General features: G+C 63.2%; 11 protein-coding genes. 3 read left to right on the top strand and 8 right to left on the bottom strand.

Annotation, left to right across the window (positions count from 1 at the left end; all coding sequences use genetic code 11):
- The first annotated feature begins 15 nt into the window (after window positions 1-15).
- Complete coding sequence (gene nadB / locus LL253_RS15930) at window positions 16-1632, top strand: L-aspartate oxidase (RefSeq protein ID WP_228227796.1); 1617 nt, start codon at window positions 16-18, stop codon at window positions 1630-1632.
- Here nadB and LL253_RS15925 read toward each other — a convergent pair.
- The 8 genes from LL253_RS15925 to LL253_RS15890 form a co-directional block, all read right to left on the bottom strand.
- Entirely contained in the window at window positions 1629-3509 is a 1881-nt protein-coding gene (locus LL253_RS15925; protein WP_323133421.1) for a response regulator, read from the bottom strand. The genes nadB and LL253_RS15925 overlap by 4 nt on opposite strands.
- Window positions 3502-4377 (bottom strand): CheR family methyltransferase, encoded by an 876-nt coding sequence (locus tag LL253_RS15920; RefSeq protein ID WP_050763073.1) that lies wholly within the window; start codon window positions 4375-4377, stop codon window positions 3502-3504. The genes LL253_RS15925 and LL253_RS15920 overlap by 8 nt, the downstream gene beginning before the upstream one ends.
- Window positions 4374-7478, bottom strand: coding sequence for a response regulator (locus LL253_RS15915; RefSeq protein WP_228227794.1), 3105 nt, complete (start codon window positions 7476-7478; stop codon window positions 4374-4376). Before LL253_RS15915 ends, LL253_RS15920 begins: the two co-directional genes overlap by 4 nt.
- 154 nt (window positions 7479-7632) lie before the next feature.
- Window positions 7633-8676 carry a ParB/RepB/Spo0J family partition protein gene (locus tag LL253_RS15910; RefSeq protein WP_228227793.1) on the bottom strand — a complete coding sequence of 348 codons (1044 nt, stop codon included), beginning with the start codon at window positions 8674-8676 and terminating at the stop codon, window positions 7633-7635.
- 46 nt (window positions 8677-8722) lie between these two features.
- Window positions 8723-9925 carry an AAA family ATPase gene (locus tag LL253_RS15905; RefSeq protein ID WP_037543790.1) on the bottom strand — a complete coding sequence of 401 codons (1203 nt, stop codon included), beginning with the start codon at window positions 9923-9925 and terminating at the stop codon, window positions 8723-8725.
- Between the two features lie 766 nt (window positions 9926-10691).
- The gene (locus tag LL253_RS15900; RefSeq protein WP_323133422.1) at window positions 10692-11840 is read right to left on the bottom strand and encodes a replication initiation protein; all 1149 of its coding nucleotides are present in this window, start codon (window positions 11838-11840) and stop codon (window positions 10692-10694) included.
- Window positions 11841-12362: 522 nt separating this feature from the next.
- The gene (locus LL253_RS15895) at window positions 12363-13373 is read right to left on the bottom strand and encodes a helix-turn-helix domain-containing protein (RefSeq protein WP_228227791.1); all 1011 of its coding nucleotides are present in this window, start codon (window positions 13371-13373) and stop codon (window positions 12363-12365) included.
- Between the two features lie 180 nt (window positions 13374-13553).
- Window positions 13554-14279, bottom strand: a complete 726-nt coding sequence (locus LL253_RS15890) for an arylesterase (RefSeq protein ID WP_266101041.1) — start codon at window positions 14277-14279, stop codon at window positions 13554-13556.
- Here LL253_RS15890 and LL253_RS15885 point away from each other — a divergent pair.
- Both LL253_RS15885 and LL253_RS15880 read left to right on the top strand, forming a co-directional pair.
- Complete coding sequence (locus LL253_RS15885) at window positions 14274-14975, top strand: ABC transporter ATP-binding protein (protein ID WP_228227789.1); 702 nt, start codon at window positions 14274-14276, stop codon at window positions 14973-14975. The genes LL253_RS15890 and LL253_RS15885 overlap by 6 nt on opposite strands.
- On the top strand, window positions 14972-17494 hold the full coding sequence (locus tag LL253_RS15880; protein WP_228227788.1) for an ABC transporter permease: 2523 nt from the start codon (window positions 14972-14974) through the stop codon (window positions 17492-17494). The genes LL253_RS15885 and LL253_RS15880 overlap by 4 nt, the downstream gene beginning before the upstream one ends.
- Window positions 17495-17528 lie beyond the last annotated feature (34 nt).

The following is a 17528-nucleotide window of genomic DNA, read 5'->3' as shown; positions in this document are numbered from 1 at the left end:
GCAAGAGCGCGATATATGCCCACCACCCCCCATGACGTCATCATCATCGGTTCTGGCGCCGCCGGACTGACGGCCGCCATCAACCTCGCGCAGGATCGCAAGGTGCTGGTGCTGGCCAAGGGCGCGCTCGACAGCGGGTCGACCAACTGGGCGCAGGGCGGCATTGCTGCTGTACTCGACGCGGGTGACAGTTTCGAGGCGCATGTCGACGACACGATGGTCGCCGGCGCGGGCCTCAACAATCGCGAGACGGTGGAATTCGTCGTGTCCGAAGCGCCCGCCGCGATCGAGCGGCTCGCGGCGCTCGGTGTGCCCTTCAACCCCAGCGAGGATGGCGGCGACGCCTTTGGCAAGCGCTGGGACCTTACGCGCGAAGGCGGGCACAGCCATCGCCGCATCGTCCATGTCGACGACGCCACCGGCCACGCCGTCCAGGTCGCCTTGCTCAAGGCCGCGCGCGCCAATCCCAACATCACCCTGATGGAGGATATGGTCGCGATCGACCTTATCACCTCGCGCCATGGCGAGCGCTATTCGGGCGACGGCCATGTCTGGGGCGTCTATGCCTTTAACAAGGCGACCAAGCGCGTCGACGCACTGCTGGGCCGCGCAACCATCCTGTGCACTGGCGGCGCAGGCCGCACCTATCTCTTCTCCACCGCGCCGCGCGGCGCGACAGGGGACGGCATCGCCATGGCCTGGCGCGCGGGGTGCCGCGTTTCCAATATGGAGATGAACCAGTTCCACCCCACCTGCCTCTATAATCTGGAGGTCAAGAATTTCCTGATCACTGAAGCGGTGCGCGGCGAAGGCGGTCATCTAAAACTCCCCCCCGGCGTGCCGGGTGGCGGCGAACGCTTCATGCCGCGTTTCGACGCGCGCGCGGAACTCGCCCCGCGTGACATCGTGGCACGCGCCATCGACCATGAAATCAAGCGCCTGGGGCTGGACTATGTCCATCTCGACATCAGCCACAGGCCGCCGGAATTCGTGAGGCATCATTTCCCGACCATTTATGCCCGGCTGCTGGATCTCGACATCGACATTACGAAGGAGCCGATCCCGGTCGTCCCGGCGCAGCATTATACCTGTGGCGGCGTCATCATCGACCTCGATGGCCGCACCGACCTGCCCGGCCTCTATGCCGCTGGCGAAGTGACCGAAAGCGGCCTTCACGGAGCCAATCGCCTGGCGTCCAACTCCCTGCTGGAATGTTTCGTTTTCGGGGAAGCGGCGGCCAAGCATATCCGTGGCTCCTGGGACAACCTGCCCCCGCCCCCGCCGATCCGCGCGTGGGACGAAAGCCGCGTCACCAACAGCGACGAAGAAGTCATCGTCCAGCATAACTGGAAGGAAATCCGCCGCTTCATGTGGGACTATGTCGGGATCGTGCGCACCACCAAACGGCTGGAGCGGGCGCAACATCGCATCGACCTGCTTTCGCGCGAGGTTGACGATTATTACGGCAATTTCCGGGTGACGCCCGACCTCATCGAATTGCGCAACCTGCTGGAAGTGGCGCGGCTCGTCGTTCGCTCCGCGCTCCATCGCAAGGAAAGCCGCGGCTTACACTATACCCTCGACTATCCGGACACTTTGGCCCAGGCGGTCGATACGGTGCTCGCGCCCTAATTCGCAACGTGGCGCGCGGGCACCGGTTCAGGCGTCGGCGACTTGACGATGTGCCGCAAGATGGTGAGCAGATGGCCTCTGTCGAACGGCTTGTTCAGCAACGGCCGCTCGTTGAAGGCGACGGGCAGATGCTCGGGTCCATAGCCAGACAGGAACAGAAAGGGTATGCCCCGGCGATCCAGCGCTTCGGCGATCTGATCGACCGCCGCCCCTTGCAGGTTGCCGTCGAGGATCGCCGCGTCGAAAGCAAGCGTTTCAGCTGCATTGACCGCATCGTCCAGGGTTGATGGCGTCCCCACCACCCGCGCGCCGGCTTCGGTCAACACGTCGGCGAGTTCGAACGCGATCAGCGGTTCATCCTCCACCACCAGAAATTCCAGCCCTTCAAGGATGGTGTGGCTGTTGAGGCGTTCGCCATAGATGATCGGTTCATGGACTGCCGCGCCGGGAGGTGGGCTGGCCGATCCCATGTCCGCTGTGGCCGCGGACCAGGGAAGGTCGAACTGCCAGTGCACGCCTTCGACCGGATAGTCGGCGCTCACCGCCCCACCCTCCCCCAAAAGGCTGCGTTCGACCAATATCGTGCCAAAGCCCTTGCGCGTTGGCGGGGTGACGGCCGGCCCGCCACTTTCGCGCCAGCTAAGCAACAATCGTTCATTCGCTATCCGCCAGTCGATGAACACATGCCCCTCGCGGTTGGATAGCGCGCCATATTTGGCGGCGTTGGTGCCCAGTTCGTGCAGGACCAGCGCCAGATGCAGCGCTAGGTTGGGCGACAATTCGACCTGAGGGCCGGACACCGAACATCGTCCCTCATCGATCGTGCCCAGGTCGAGTTGATCCTGCACCAGTTGCGACAGGCTGGCGCTTTGCCAGGTCTGGCGGCTGAGCAGCGAATGCGCCTGCGCCAGCGCCTGAAGGCGACCGGTAAATTTGTCGGCGAATTCAGCGGGGCTGGGCGCTCCTTTGAGCGTCTGGAAGGCGATCGCCTGTACCGACGCGAGCGTATTCTTGACCCGGTGGTTAAGCTCCCCGATCAACAGATGCTGTGTTTCCTCCGCCCGCCGCCGTTCGGTAATATCCAGAATCTGGACGCTGACGGAAGCCGGCTTGCCCTGATGGTCCAGCAACAGGGAATAATAAAATTCGCATTCCAGCGATGCGCCGTCGATCCGCTGGACGGCATGGACCTGCATGTCGCGCTGTTCCCCGCCAAGCGTCAGGGCCGCGACATGGCGCGTGACCGCACCGGCCGTGTCCACATCCATCCATCCGATGGTTCCGGCATGGCGTCCCAGCACCGCCTCGGCCGACCAGCCGAACAGCCGTTCCGCCCCGCGCGTCCAGCTGATCAGCCTCAGGTCAGGCTCGAATTCCACGATGGCCAGCGGCGAATTGTCGCGATGGGCATTGAGGCGGTTGAGCGTCGTCGCCAGCTGCTCCGCCGTGTCGCGCAAGGCATCGCGTTGGCGTGCCAATGTCTGGCGCTGCCGGCTCAGTTCGAAAAAGACATCGGTTTTGCTGCGCAGCATGCGCGTGTCGATGGGCTTGAGCAGATAATCGACCGCACCGGCCTCATATCCGCGAAAGCGGCGCTGTTCATCGGTCGCGACAGCCGTCAGAAAGATGATCGGAATAGCGCGGGTCCGCTCGGTTGAGCGCATGATCTCGGCCAGTTCGAACCCATCCATTTCCGGCATCTGCACATCGAGCAACGCCAGCGCGAATTCATGCTCCAGCATCAGTTCCAGCGCCTGCGCGCCCGACTGCGCCTTGAACAGGCGCAGCCCGTCATTGGCCAGCAGCGCTTCTAGCGCTTCCAGATTCTGGGGCACATCGTCCACCAACAGGAAATTGATCGGCGCTTCTTCAGACATGGACGACATTTCCTGCGCTTTGGGCTTTCCTGTAAATCCGCTCCTGCGCGGCAAATTCGCTAAATGCATTTGCATGGGTTGAAAAGCGCAACGTTTCCTTGGCGCCCAGACCCAGAAAACCGCCTCGGACCAACGAGTCCTGGAACAATCCGATCGCCCGGTCCTGCAAGGGGCGATCGAAATAGATGAGGACATTGCGGCAGGATATGAGATGCACTTCGCCAAACACCTGATCATTGACCAGGCTATGCTCGGCAAAAAGCGTGCGCTCGCGCAGGCTGGGATCAAAGCGCGCACCGCCATAAGCGGCGGTATAATAATCGCTCAGCGATGTGCGCGCGCCCGACGCCTGATGATTGGCGGTAAAGCCCGCCAGCCGGTCCAGATCGTAAATGCCCATTTCCGCCTTGCGCAGCGCGGCCGGGCTGATGTCTGTGGCATAGAAGAGCGTGCGGCTGTCCAGCCCTTCCTCCCGAAACAGGATGGCGAGCGAATAGAGCTCCTCCCCCGTGCTGCATCCCGCGACCCAGACCTTAAGTGAGGGGAACGTCGCGAGATGGGGGATGACCTCTTCGCGCAGGGCACGAAAATAGCCGGGATCGCGAAACATCTCGCTGACATGGATGGTCAGGAAACTCAGCAGGTCGGGCAATATGGCCGGTTCGTGCAGCATCCGATGCTGTAACATGGACAAGCTGTCGCACTGGAAAAATTGCTGCGCCCGAACCATGCGGCGCAGCATCGACCCGCGCGAATAGCCGCGAAAGTCGAACTGGTGGCGGCGCCATAGCAGGTCGAGCAGGCAGTCAAGCTCAAGCAATTGCAGCTCTTCGATGGTGTCGTTCGCCACGACCGCGTCGATCGTCATCGCGGCATCCACACCCGCACCAGCGATAGCAGCTTGTCCACGTCCAGGGGCTTTGCCAGATAATCATTGGCCCCCGCGGCGATGCATTGCGCCTGATCCTGCGCGGTCGCCTTTGCGGTCAGGCTGATGATCGGCAAGTCGCGCCAGTTCGGATTGGCCCTGATCTCGCGCGTGGCCGTCAGCCCGTCCATCTCGGGCATCATCACGTCCATCAACACCAGGTCGATATCCCGTCCGCGCTCGCCCTCCAGGAATTTGAGCGCTTCCACGCCGTTTCGCGCAATATGAACGGTGGCGCCATGCGGCTCGAACAGGCTGGTGAGTGCGTAGATATTGCGCACATCATCCTCCGCGACCAATATCTGGCGCCCTTCCAACAGCGCGTCGCGATTGAGCGCGGTCGCCAGCATCGCCTGCTGCCGCGCGGGCAGATCGGCGACCACCTGGTGCAGGAACAGCGTCACTTCATCGAGCAGCCGCTCGGGCGACTTTGCCCCCTTGATGATGATCGACTTGGAATAGCGCCGCAGGCGCAACTCCTCCTCGGCCGACAGATCCCGTCCGGTATAGACAATGACCGGCGGGAAGGAGAGGCTGTCATCGCGGCTCAGCTTTTCCAGCAGCTCAAAGCCCGATGCGTCCGGCAGATTGAGGTCCATGACCATGCAGTCGAACGTCTGGGTGGACAGCCGTTCCAGACATTCGCTTGCGTCGGCCGCCTCCACCGTATCGACATCGCGCGTCGCCAGCAGCAGGCGCAGGCTTTCGCGCTGGGTGGCGTCATCCTCCACCAGCAGAACGCGGCGCATGCGCGCGGAAAAATGATGCTGCAACCCTTCCAGCACCTCGGTAAGCTGCTGCCGTTTGACCGGTTTGAACATATAGCCCACCGCGCCGCTCGACAGCGCCGCATGCGCATGGTCGGCCACAGATACGCAATGCACTGGAATATGCCGCGTATTGACGTCGCGCTTCAGCCGGTCGAGCACGGACAGCCCGCTATGGTCGGGCAACCCCATGTCCAGGATGATCGCCTGCGGCACAAACTGGCGCGCCAGCGTCACGCCCTCGTCCGCGCTTTCGGCCAACAGGCACTGGAAATCCAGTTCGCGCGCCAGGTCGCACAATATGCGGGCGAAGGCCGGATCATCCTCGACAAACAGGATGACGCGGCTGTCGCCGGTCAGGGCGTCCCGATCATCCTCGACAGACCGGACGCGCGGCGGTGGCGCTGGCAGGTCGGTGCGGGTCGCCAGCAGCGGGGCCGCCTCGCGCGGCGCGGGCCGATAATGCGGACGGGTGACGGGCGTCTCGGTGAAATGGCGTGGCAGCGTGAGCGTAAAGCTACTCCCCTCCCCCGGCGCGCTCACCAGGCTGATCTCGCCACCCAGCAATTTCGCCAGTTCGCGCGATATGGACAGGCCCAGCCCGGTGCCGCCATATTTGCGGCTGACCGATCCATCGGCCTGCCGGAAGGGTTCGAACACCGTCTGCTGTTGCTCAGCTGGGATGCCAATGCCCGTGTCATGGACGGTAAAGGCGATGGCATCGTCCCCAGCCTCCTCCACCGTCAGCGTGACTTCGCCCTTGTCGGTGAACTTGATCGCGTTCGACAGGAAATTCTTGAGGATCTGCTCCACCCGATGAGGGTCGCTCTCAATCTCGACCGGCATGGCGCTGGCCGCTGGGATACGCAGCGCAATCCCCTTTTGCCGCGCGCCCGGTTCCAGCAGAGCATGCAGCTTCTCGACCATTGGCGCGATGCGCATGGGCCGCGTCTGAAGGTCGACATGACCCGCTTCGATCTTCGAAATATCCAATATGTCGTTGATCAGCAGCAGCAGGTCGTTGCCCGACGTCTCGATGGTTTCGGCATGGCGAACCTGCTCGGCGGTCAGGTTTCCTGCTCGATTGTCGGCTAGCAATCGCGCCATGATCAGTAGCGAATTGAGCGGGGTGCGCAGCTCATGACTCATATTGGCGAGAAATTCGGATTTGTAGCGGCTCGCCTGCTCCAGTTCGCGCGCCTGCTCCTCCAACGACGCCTGCGCCCGGGTCAGATCATTGCGCTGCTGGACCAGCTGCTGCGTTTGCTCCTCCAGCTCGACATTGGTCTGTTCCAATTCCGCCTGCTGCGTTTCCAGGCGCGCCTGAGAATCGAGCAGCACCCGGCTTTGCTCTTCCAGTTCCTCGTTCGCGCTACGCAACTCCTCGCTTTGCGCCTGCAATTCCTCCGACTGCTGCTGCGTCTCTTCCAGCAATTCCTGCAAGCGCTCGCGATAGCGCGCGGCGCGGATCGCCTTGCCGATCGCTTCCCCTGCCCGCTCCAGCAATATCAGCGCCTGGGCGTCTGGCTCCTGCGCAAAACCGATTTCCAGCACGGCAACGACATCATCGTCAGCGCAGGCGGGCGCGACCAGCATGGTGGTGGGCGCGGCCTGCCCCATGCTGGCGCCATAGGCCAGATAGGATGGCGGCACCGGACCGACGCGGACAATGCGCCGTTCGGTGATGGCGACGCCGATCAGACCATCGTCTGGACCGGTCGAACTGATAATATCCGCGCCCTGGGGCACCCCGATGCTGGCGACCCTGCGATAGGCCGCGCCGTCATCGACGAATAGCAGGGCCGCCTGCGCATCCAGACGTGTCACGAGATTTCGGAGCAGGTCTTCGCCCAGCGTCTGGAGATTGCGTTCGCCCGCCATGGCCCGGCCAAGGCCGATCTGCGATCGCTGAACCCATTCCTCCCTCCGCACGGCCAGTTTCGTTCGAATGAACGCATAGCCAAGGCCGCCCAACAACCAGGCCGTTAGGCCCCCGAGCGAGCGATTGACCTGCGCAACAGTCGGATCGACGCCCGCCGGCGCGATCTGATAGCCGATCGCCATCAAGAGAGTCGCGATCACCGCCAGCAGTGGCGGAATGATCGCCCGTGACGTCATGTAGGACAAGGTGAGCGGCAGCAGGTATAGCACCCATACCGACATGCCGAGTGGCAATGCCATATCCGCCAGAAAGGGCGGGATCATCAGGATCAGCAAGGCAAAGGGAAGCAGCGTCGAAGATCGCGCCGGCGTCATCCCGAACAGGGAGGGCATTATGTTTCCACACTCTTGTAACAACGCCCCCACGCCGCGCGGCCATATTACAAGCAGGCCGCACCGGCGCAAGGGCATTCAGGCAAATATCTGCAGTGCCTATATGGCAAGCCACAGCCCTTTTTTTTCGAACGCGGATCGCGCACCCAGCCTGTTATCCGGCTGGCCAATGATTGTCGAGAAGATCGCGTAAAGCCCCTTCGGCCTCAGCGCGCGACCCGCCGCCTTTGTGAAACAGGGTCAACGTCACGCCACGCCGGTCCTTCGCATCGACCCGCAGCAGAGGCGCGCCTGCGGCGCTGTGGACGATGACGGCATCCGATCCTGTCCTCTTGGGGGCCTTGGGCGGACGAGCCTTTTCCCGCATATTGGCGGTCATGCCGGCCGCTGCGACCAAAGCGCGGATCATCTCCGGCGCATTGGCAGGAATGCCCCCCTCCCCTGCCAATCGTGCTTCGCGAATTCGGCGTGCCTCGCCCAGCACCGTGGCGCGCATGTCATCGGCCTTCAGGATCGGCTTTAGACTGCCGATATGGGAGATTTTAAGGTCGAAGGGGTCGGGAAACGACTCCACCAAATCCTGCGGCAGTCGGGCAAGGTCAAGATACCGGCTCAGCCAGGCCTCGGACTGGTTGAGCCGCTTAGCCATCTGCTTCTGACTGCCGGCATAATAAAGGTCGAGCGCCTTTAAATAGTCGCGCGCGCGCTCCAGGTCGCTTAGGTCCGCCCGTGCGCGATTTTCCAGGTCCGAGATGCGGAACGCTTGCTCATCCGTTAAGTCCCTGATTTCAACGAGATAGCGTATTTCCGGATGATTATGCTGGCGCAGCCAGGACACCGCCCAATGCCGGCGGGCGCCGCAGATCACCTCATAATCATAATCGGGGTCCTGCACGCGCCGGACAATCGCAGGCACCTCCTGCTTGCCCTGCGCCACTATGCTTTCGATAAGGTCGTTGCAGCGCTCTTCATTCAGCGCCGCATAATCCCGGTTGTGCCGATCCCAGATGCGGCACCGAGCCGGATCGACAAGCTCTTGCGGGTTATTGACCACCGACCCGGACGCCAGTTCCGCCAACCGGTTGTTGCGTCCCCCCAGCACGCCAACGCCCAGGCGCGAAGGCCGCCCCTGTCCCTCGGCCGCAGGCTCCACTGCCGACACCAGGTCGGCCATGAAACTCTTGTTCCGGGAGTTCATGCTCGCTCTCCTCCATGCCAAATTGCAGGGCTGCAATTTCTCCTGTTCATGCGTGGCCCGCCTTGCGCAGGCGTCCCAGATGGCTGGGCCATGTTTTACGGATCTCCAGCTCGATCTCCGCATTCACTCCGTCGAGATAGGTTAGACACCGGTCGCGAACCGCCTTGCTGGTCATCGGACCTTCCAGTTCGTAGACCGTCATCAACCGCGCGGTCGCATTGTCGATTTCAGCTGAATCCTTGAGCGGCGTGCGCACCATGGCATTGCCATAGACTTGTCGCATCAGATCCAGCAGCCCCTTCTGCATGGATTTGCCCTCGTCCACCTTCGACGCCACGAACCGCAGGAAAGCGAGTTGCGGCGCAAGGTCGTAGGATGCGAGTTCCTGGATCGTCTCGTCCAGCATCGCCAGGAAGGCGGTCGTCGAGGAAAAGTCCATCACCGTGGGGGGCACCGGGACCACAAGGGCATTGGCTGCGCGCAACACCGACAGGGAAATCGCGCCGAGCGCTGGCGGCGGGTCCAGGATGATCACATCATAAAGATCCTGGACCGACGCGATGCCATGCGCCATGCGGTCCAGCAAAGTCCCCTGCCCCCGCGCCATGCGGGCGGCCAGTTCATATTCCGACTGGAACAGTCGCAAATTGGCGGGGATCAGGTCCAGCCCGTCAAAATGCGTCTTCTTGATAGCATAGTCGAGCGACGCCCGCTCCCCCTCGCGCAGATAGGGGTACAGGGTTTCGTCCTCATCCAGATCGAGATCGGGCACATAGCCAAACAGAGTCGTGGCCGACGCCTGGCTGTCACAATCGATCAGGAGCACTCGATAGCCGCGAATGGCCAGATATTGGGCAAGGTGCACCGACACGGTTGATTTGCCGACGCCGCCCTTAAAATTCTGGACCGCGATGATCGAGCATGGGTCTTCAGGTTCCCGCCACGGCCGCGTGCCAAAGGTGCCGCGCATATCATTGAGTTGCGCGAGCGTGTAACCCATACGCCGCCCATTGTCCGCACGGGGAGGGGGGACAAGGCGGCCATCGCTTTCCGCCTCCCGAATCGCTGCTGTCGTTCGCCCCACCAAATCGGCGGCCTTTCCGATCTGGAAAGTTGGCTCGCGCCGTTCGTCGGCTCGCGCGTTGCGTGCAGAATTGCGCAGCTTTTCGAGGACAGAAGAGGACCGAGAGGCTAGAGTGGCAACGTCCAGTGCTTCCCCCAGCCGCACTTGTTCAAATGCGGAAGCCATAGCTGCTCCTTGTGAAACTGGCGTACTACATCTTCGATTTTCACTTTCCCGTCAATATGCGCGTAAAATTCGCAAATCCGCGTTGTAGCTTCAACGCATCGTAAATTGTGCTACCTATCCTGACCTAATGGGGGCGGTCGACATGACAGAGCATGATGGATCCTGACCTTTTGGGGGCGGCGATACAAAATTGCAGGGCTGCAATTCTTGATCAGTCTGCAATCGGCGCAGTGATCCCTTGCAGGGTGGACGCATGATGCCGAAGGAATGGGTAAATGTTCCGGGCATCAGATTACTCGGCTTGATTCTTTCCACCTGGATTTTGTGCATTCGCGATTCTTGGGTGGCGCCGAAGGGGAGGGCGCTGCGCATCAGCAGATGGAGCATGAGCCGAGCAATGGTTCAGACATCGCGAACCTCCCCGTGTATCAAGCCGCCCGGACAACCAACGACTCCCTTGGCTCCCGTTCCAATAGGCGGGTGCGCCTGCGGATCCTCAGCGGTGGGAAAAGCCGGTTTATGAAAACGATCGCGCACCCCCCCACCGGAGAAGCGGGCGCACGCACGACTTAGGCGGGCGGCAAAGGGGCGCCGTCGCGATTTGTCCGCATGCATGTAGCGCCCTTGGCGCTCATGCTTTGCATCGACGGGCGCCAGCTATGTTGATGGTCCAAAGGCTAACCCCAACGTAGTTCGACGTAAATATGATAGGCGACATCTCAGGTCGCTCATTCGCCCTTTAGGAAAAATTGCAGGGCTGCAATTATTACGATGGACGCCCCCGCCGCGCGAAGAATGCCTCGCAAAATCCCTTCCACGACTTTTCAAGCTTGACGCCTGATAGGCTGTCGAGCCGGTCGCCCATGGCCTCTCGATAAGCATCGGCAATCAGGTCGACGTCCCACCCGCCGCCATGACGCAGGCCTATGGCCCGTGCCGCCTGCTCTGTCGTCCCGAAATGCAGCCTGCCACGCGGAAACCGCGCCCAGGGCGCCGCCGCCTTGTCGCGCGCCCGCTCTTCGCTCACGGTCAGCGACGTTGTCGCGGCAGACAGCAAATGCGTGACCTCCGCCGGGTCTGCCAGATCTTCCTCCCGCCCAATTGCGATCACAGTTTCCACCGCATGCTCTCGCCTGGCCTTCCTACCGGCGGAGTGGCGCGCCAATTCATCGACGGTCGCGATCTGCGATGGCGCGCCCTTGGGCGAAAAGCGGAATATGATCTCCACCACCGCGCGGCCACGGCGGATTTCCTCCCATTCCACCGTGAAATGGGCCAGCTGGTCGATCTCCGTCTTTGCGATCTTGAGCACCTTGCGACGCAACTGTGCAAAATCGCCATATTTGTCCGGATCAATACCCAAAGCTGCCCTGAGCCCGACGATATCGACCTTCCATACAGGCTGCCGGCGGTGCAGACGCAGCGCGCCCTCCTCATACAGTTTGAGGGCGTAAGCCGAGCGGAAACCCAACACCGCCTGCCGGTTCATGACGGCATAGGTCTCTGATTCCTGGATCAGCCGCCGCGCATCGGGCGTGAATTGCCATTCAATCCACCCGGTTTCTTTGTCCCCGTCCTCGACCTCTTCCCACGATGCCTGGATCAAATTGAACCGCTTGGTAGCGCGCTTTCCCCGCCAGCTTTTGTCGTCTTCGGCAAACAGCGTCCGGTGCAATTCTTCCAACATATCGACGATCCGCTCATTGCCCTTGTGGCCGCGCCGGATATCCGCCTTGCGCATACGATGCGGAATATCACGCCAGGCATCGCCCCCCGCCGTCAGGATCATGAGGGCGAGCAGGCGCGAAGCGGTCAGGCTGAGTGACTGACCCTTGACGAACCGCACCTCGACCAACCGACCGGGTTTGACGAATTCATCGCTGCCCTTGCGCGACAGCGCGGCCGCGACTCGCATCGATCGCGGCGTCGCGGCCGCCTCTTCGCTTTGCTGTTGCTCGATGCCTGCAGATTCGTCCATGGCGCCACCCCGTCGATCGCGCCACAAATGCCTGTCCTGACAGCGAAGGTCAAGTCAGGACAGGATAGGCTGGTTTGGTTGCCCCCATCAGGTCAGGATAGAAATTCGCTCTGTTCAATAGGAAATCTTTGTTTCACCCCGAGTCGCGGAATTGTGAGCCCCTGGGCGCATCGATGCCCGAATTTACGCCCTATGGGGTTCTCATGCTCGTTCCCCCAAGCGGTCAGGACGGTCCCCAAGAGGGCAGGATAAGCCCCCCATCGGGTCAGGCTTGCGCCCCCACAAGGACAGGGAATCACCCCCGCCGGGTCAGGTCAGTGCTGAATCCCGCTGCGAAAAGAATAACTTACATATGGCGAATCTTAGAATCTCTAGAATCCTGGAATCTCCCGCCGCTGACGCGACGGGCATGGTTCGATATTTTGGTTTTTATGGTCGCAATTGCACAGGCAGCAACTGTCATCCCGGCCAATCCCATGGCACCGAGTCATCTTGCCAGATGCTCGGTTCTGACCGGTCCAGCGGATTGCGGCCGTCGCGCGGAACACCGGGCGGTGCGGCAACGGGTATCGCATAATGGCGATAGCTTGCCTGCCCGGTGCGTTCGATCAGCAGCCCCGCCTCTGCCGCGATGGTCAGCAACTTGATCGCACCTGCGCTGGTCAGCTGCAAATGCCGCGCCACCATTGCGCTCGTTACATAGGGCCTCAACATTGCGAGATGCAGCACATCACCCAGCCGCCCGGCGCGCCGCCGCGAGTCCAAAAAATGGCGTGCGCGTGCGGCAAAACCGCGCAGGCGAAGCTCCAAGTCCAGCAGCATCTGCGCCGCATCCCGAATGGCGTCCAGCCATAAGCGCTCCAGCGCAGCGTCTCGCGCCATCCGCCATTCGCTCTTTTGCGTGTCGAGACCCAGGGCGATCAGGCCGCCATGCGACCCATTCCAGCGCCCCGGTCCCCATCGATCCCCAATCAGCAGGCTGGCGGCCAGATCGCTCCGACCAAGGGGCGCGTGCGATCGCCAGGACGCAGCGACATGCGCGCTGGCGATCAGGGGAGGGGAGGGGCGCCAACGCTCTATCGCCCGCTGCCAAGTCTCCACGCGCGCGATCATGTCATCCGATATTGGCCCGTTGACCACCCCGCTATCGCCCATCGGGTCTGGTTTCATGCCAAGCCAATCCAGCACCGCCATGGCGTCGCCTGCCAGCGCGTCCAGACTAATGGGCGTTCCGATGGACCGTCGCCCCAGGCTAAGGTCGAAGGTCGATGTTCTTACCGTGCCCCGGCCGTCAATCTCGATATCATGGTCATGCAACGGAACGGCATCGATCGCGGCCAGTGCCTGACGTTCAGCGACATGGGCGCGCACCCGGAAGGCCGCGCGAACCGGGCTGAGCCGCATGCGCTCGTCTAGGCGGCCTAAAGCCTCCTGCGCATGCGCATAAGCGAGCTGCCGATCTTCCTCCAAGGGCCGCCTCCTGTCCTATATATAGCAAGATATGATAATCTGTTTATTATCAACAAGAAAGAGTAGTATATTCAATGATAAAAACAGCTTGGGAAAGTCAACTCTATGCGCCGATCGCTCGCGCTTGCACCGCGTCGGCCCTCCCAAAATTACCGCCAAGCGGCGGCAGCGTCGCCGGCGTCAGCCTTTAAGATTTTGCGCAACAATCGGCGCCAGCCGGCGGGCGATCACTGTCACGCCTCGCGCATTGGGATGGATGCCGTCAGGCAGAAGCAGCGCCCGTTCGCCCAGCACCCCATCCAGCATGAACGGGTAAAGCGCGGCGTCATATTTGTGCGCCAGATCCGGAAAGATGGGGTTGAACGCAGCGGCATAATCGGCCCCCATATTGGGCGACGCGAGCATGCCGGTCAGCATAACCGGGATACCGCGCGCCTTGGCTTCGCGCAGGATCGCGTCCAGATTGTCGCGCGTTTCCTGCGGCGACAGCCCGCGCAGCATGTCGTTGCCGCCAAGTCCGACCAGCATCAGGTCCGGCTTGCGCGGCAGCCCGTCGAGCGTGAAGGCCAGCCGGGCGCGCCCCGCCGTCGTCGTGTCGCCCGACACGCCGGCATTCACCACCTGCGCCTTGAGGCCGCGGTCGGCCAGCGCGCGCTCCAACACCGGCGCCAGCCCTTGTCCCTGGTCCAGATTATAGCCGGCATAGAGACTGTCGCCAAACGCCACGACCAGTTTGCGGTCGGCCGATGGCGTCGCCCGGGCCGGCGGCTCCACCCTCTGCGCCTGTTCTCTCGCCGGGGGAGGGGGCGGCGCGTCAGGAGAACAACCCGCCGTCAGATGGACAATCAGCGTCAATGCCCCATATTGCGTCAACCTGCCCGCCAAGGACCCATTCCCTTCATGCATTCGCCACTCGATCCTGCAACTATCGCCATTCGTGCCCAGGATGTCACGCTTCAGCTTGGAACCCGCGAGGCCCCGGTAACGATCCTCAAGGGGATCGATCTGCATGTGCAGCGCGGGCAAAGCGTCGCCATATTGGGCGCGTCGGGATCGGGCAAAAGCTCGCTGATGGCGGTGCTGACCGGGTTGGAGCGGGCAAGCGGGGGAAGGGTGGAAATTGGCGGCGTCGATTTCGGCGCCTTGGGGGAGGATGATCTGGCGCGCGCCCGGCGCGGTCGGATCGGCATCATCCTCCAATCCTTTCATCTGCTTCCCACCATGACCGCGCTGGAAAATGTCGCGGTGCCGCTCGAACTGGCGGGGCAGGCGGACGCCTTTGCCATTGCTGCTGAAGAATTGCGCGCGGTCGGCCTTGGCCACCGGCTGGATCATTATCCCGCGCAATTGTCGGGTGGCGAGCAACAGCGCGTCGCCATCGCGCGCGCGGTCGCGCCGCGCCCCACCTTGCTCTTTGCCGACGAGCCCACCGGCAATCTGGACGCCGCGACTGGCGCGGCGATCATGGACCTGCTGTTTGAACGGCAGGCGGCGGCGGGGGCGACGCTGCTCATCATCACGCATGACGCCGCGCTGGCGCAGCGCTGCGAGCGCATCATCGAAATGCGCGACGGACGCATCCTGTCGGATCACATGGCGTGAGCCGGCTTGTCTGGCGCGCAGCGTGGCGCATTGCCCGTCGCGACCTGCATCTGGGCTTTCGCGGCCTGCGCCTCCTGTTCCTCTGCCTGTTCCTGGGCGTTGCGACGCTGGCCGCGATCGGCAGCCTGACCAGCGCGATCACGCAGGAACTGCGCGATCGGGGACGGCTGATCCTGGGCGGCGATATCGAAATCGGCATGACCCAGCGCGAAGCCAGCCTGGGCGACAAACAGGCTTTTCGTCAACTTGGCGCGCTCAGCCAAACTATCCGCATGCGCGCCATGGCCCAGCGGGTGGGGCAGGGGAGGGGGAACGCGCCGCCCGCCATCCTGACCGAGCTCAAGGGGGTGGACGCTGCCTATCCGCTTTATGGCGCGCTGGCGTTGCGGCACGGCATCTATCGTCCGCTTGATGCCGGCGATATCCTGATCGGCGACGCTTTGTCCCAACGGCTGGGCATCGGTCGCGGCGCAAAGCTGCGCTACGGCGACGCGCTCTTCATTGTCCGCGACATCATCGTGGATGAGCCCGACCGGCTGGGGGAGGGCTTCACCCTGGGACCGGTGGCGATCACGTCCCTGTCGGGGCTGCGTCGGACCGGCTTGATCCAGCCCGGCAGTCTCTATTCCACCAAATATCGCATTCGCCTCGACCCGCGCTATGACGCGGCAACTGTGCGCAAGGATTGGGAAAAGGCGCGCGCGGGCGAAGGCTGGACGTTCAAGGATCGCGATCGCGCCGCGCCCGGCGCCAATCGCTTCATCGACCGGATGGGGCAGTTCCTGTCGCTGATCGGCCTTGCCGCCCTGGTCATCGCCGGGATCGGCGTCAGCAACGGGGTCGCTTCCTATCTCGCGGGCAAGCGCAATGGCATTGCGACGCTCAAGGTGCTGGGCGCAAGCGCGGCGGACATCGCGCGCATCTACCGCTTGCAGGTGGGCGCCGTTGCGCTGCTGGGCATTGCCGCAGGGCTCGTCGTCGGCGCGGTGCTGCCCCCACTCGTGGTCGCGCTCGCGGGCGACGTGCTGCCGGTCAGCCCGGGTTTCCGCCTGTTCCCGCTGCCGCTGGCGACAAGCGCGCTCTATGGATTGCTCATCGCTTTTCTCTTCACGTTCCCGCCGCTGGCCCGGGCACGGACCCAGCCCGCCGCCGCCTTGTTCCGGGGTGCGATCGAACGTCGCTCCGGCTTTGACCGACGCAGCCTTGCCGCCATGACGGTGGCCGGCCTGCTGCTCGTCGCGCTGGCGCTTGGGACGGCGGGCGATCCGCTATTCTCCGCGGCGGTTCTGGGCGCCGTCGGCGCGGTTCTGCTCCTGCTGCTTGGCATCGGTATCGCCGTGCGCCGGATCGCCCGGCGCCTGCCCCGACCCCGCCGTCCCTGGCTGCGGCTGGCGCTCGCCAATCTCCATCGGCCCGGCGCGCAGACGGCCGCGCTTATCGTTGCGCTTGGCCTTGCTCTTACCCTGTTCGTAACGCTCGCCGGGATCGAAACCAGCCTGGATGCGGAAATCCGGCAAGTCGTGCCCAAGAAAGCGCCGGCGCAGATCGTGCTCGACATCCCCGCGTCGCAGCAGCAGCGCTTCCGCACTATTGCCCGGGCGCAGGCTCCCGAAGCGCAACTCAACATCGTGCCCGTCCTGCGCGGCACCATTACCGGCTATGGCGACACGCGCGTTGCCGATCTTGCGCAATTGCCCGAAGGTGCCTGGTTCCTGCGCGGTGAACGCGGCGTCACCTACAGCGCGGCCTTGCCCGAAGGCAGCGATCTGGTCGCAGGCACCTGGTGGCCGACCGACTATCGCGGTCCGCCCCTCGTCTCGCTCGACGCGGAAGCGGCCCGCACGCTGGGCATCGGCGTGGGTGACAGGCTGACCGTCTCGATCCTCGGGCGAGAGATTACGGCGCGCATCGCCTCGCTGCGCAAGGTCAACTGGGATACGATGGGTTTCAATTATGTGCTCGTCTTCTCGCCGGTCACATTGCAATCCGCGCCCCACAGCGTTGCTGCCACCATCACCATGGACCCGCGCCACGACACTGCCATGACCCGCGCGCTGCTGGCGGCCTTCCCCGGCGTGTCGGTCATTGCGGTGGGCGATGTCATCGATCAGGTCGGCGCCATCCTGACACAAATGTCGCGCGCCATTCTGGTTGCGGCCTCGGTCGCCATTCTGGCCGGCATTGCGGTGCTGGTGGGCGCCATCGCCGCCGCCCGCCAGTCGCGCAGCTACGACAGCGTCATCCTCAAGACGCTGGGGGCGACCCGGCTGCAACTGCTGGGCGGTCAGGCGCTGGAATATGGCCTGCTCTCGGTTCTGCTGGCGGTCGTGGCGCTGGCGCTTGGCAGCGCGGCGGCCTGGTTCGTCATCGTTCAGGTCTTCGATTTTACCTGGTCGCCCGACTGGGTGGTCATGCTGGGCACCCTGGCGGGCGGAGCGTTTCTGACACTCGGCATCGGCCTTGCCGGCGCGCTGCCGCTCCTGTCGGTCCGCCCCGCCCGCGCCCTGCGGCAGGTCTGACGGGGCAGGGGGGGCGTCGACCGCCAGCATCGTC

It is taken from the genome of Sphingobium soli, from assembly GCF_020782245.1.
Classification (GTDB): Bacteria; Pseudomonadota; Alphaproteobacteria; order Sphingomonadales; family Sphingomonadaceae; genus Sphingobium; species Sphingobium soli.
This window is presented reverse-complemented; position numbering and strand designations above follow the sequence as displayed.

Excerpts from the sequence above, each read along its gene's own strand:
- nadB (WP_228227796.1), top strand. The coding sequence starts at position 16 with ATGCCCACCACCCCCCATGACGTCATCATCATCGGTTCTGGCGCCGCC.
- LL253_RS15925 (WP_323133421.1), bottom strand. The coding sequence starts at position 3,509 with ATGTCTGAAGAAGCGCCGATCAATTTCCTGTTGGTGGACGATGTGCCC.
- LL253_RS15920 (WP_050763073.1), bottom strand. The coding sequence starts at position 4,377 with ATGACGATCGACGCGGTCGTGGCGAACGACACCATCGAAGAGCTGCAA.
- LL253_RS15915 (WP_228227794.1), bottom strand. The coding sequence starts at position 7,478 with ATGCCCTCCCTGTTCGGGATGACGCCGGCGCGATCTTCGACGCTGCTT.
- LL253_RS15910 (WP_228227793.1), bottom strand. The coding sequence starts at position 8,676 with ATGAACTCCCGGAACAAGAGTTTCATGGCCGACCTGGTGTCGGCAGTG.
- LL253_RS15905 (WP_037543790.1), bottom strand. The coding sequence starts at position 9,925 with ATGGCTTCCGCATTTGAACAAGTGCGGCTGGGGGAAGCACTGGACGTT.
- LL253_RS15900 (WP_323133422.1), bottom strand. The coding sequence starts at position 11,840 with ATGCGAGTCGCGGCCGCGCTGTCGCGCAAGGGCAGCGATGAATTCGTC.
- LL253_RS15885 (WP_228227789.1), top strand. The coding sequence starts at position 14,274 with ATGCATTCGCCACTCGATCCTGCAACTATCGCCATTCGTGCCCAGGAT.
- LL253_RS15890 (WP_266101041.1), bottom strand. The coding sequence starts at position 14,279 with ATGCATGAAGGGAATGGGTCCTTGGCGGGCAGGTTGACGCAATATGGG.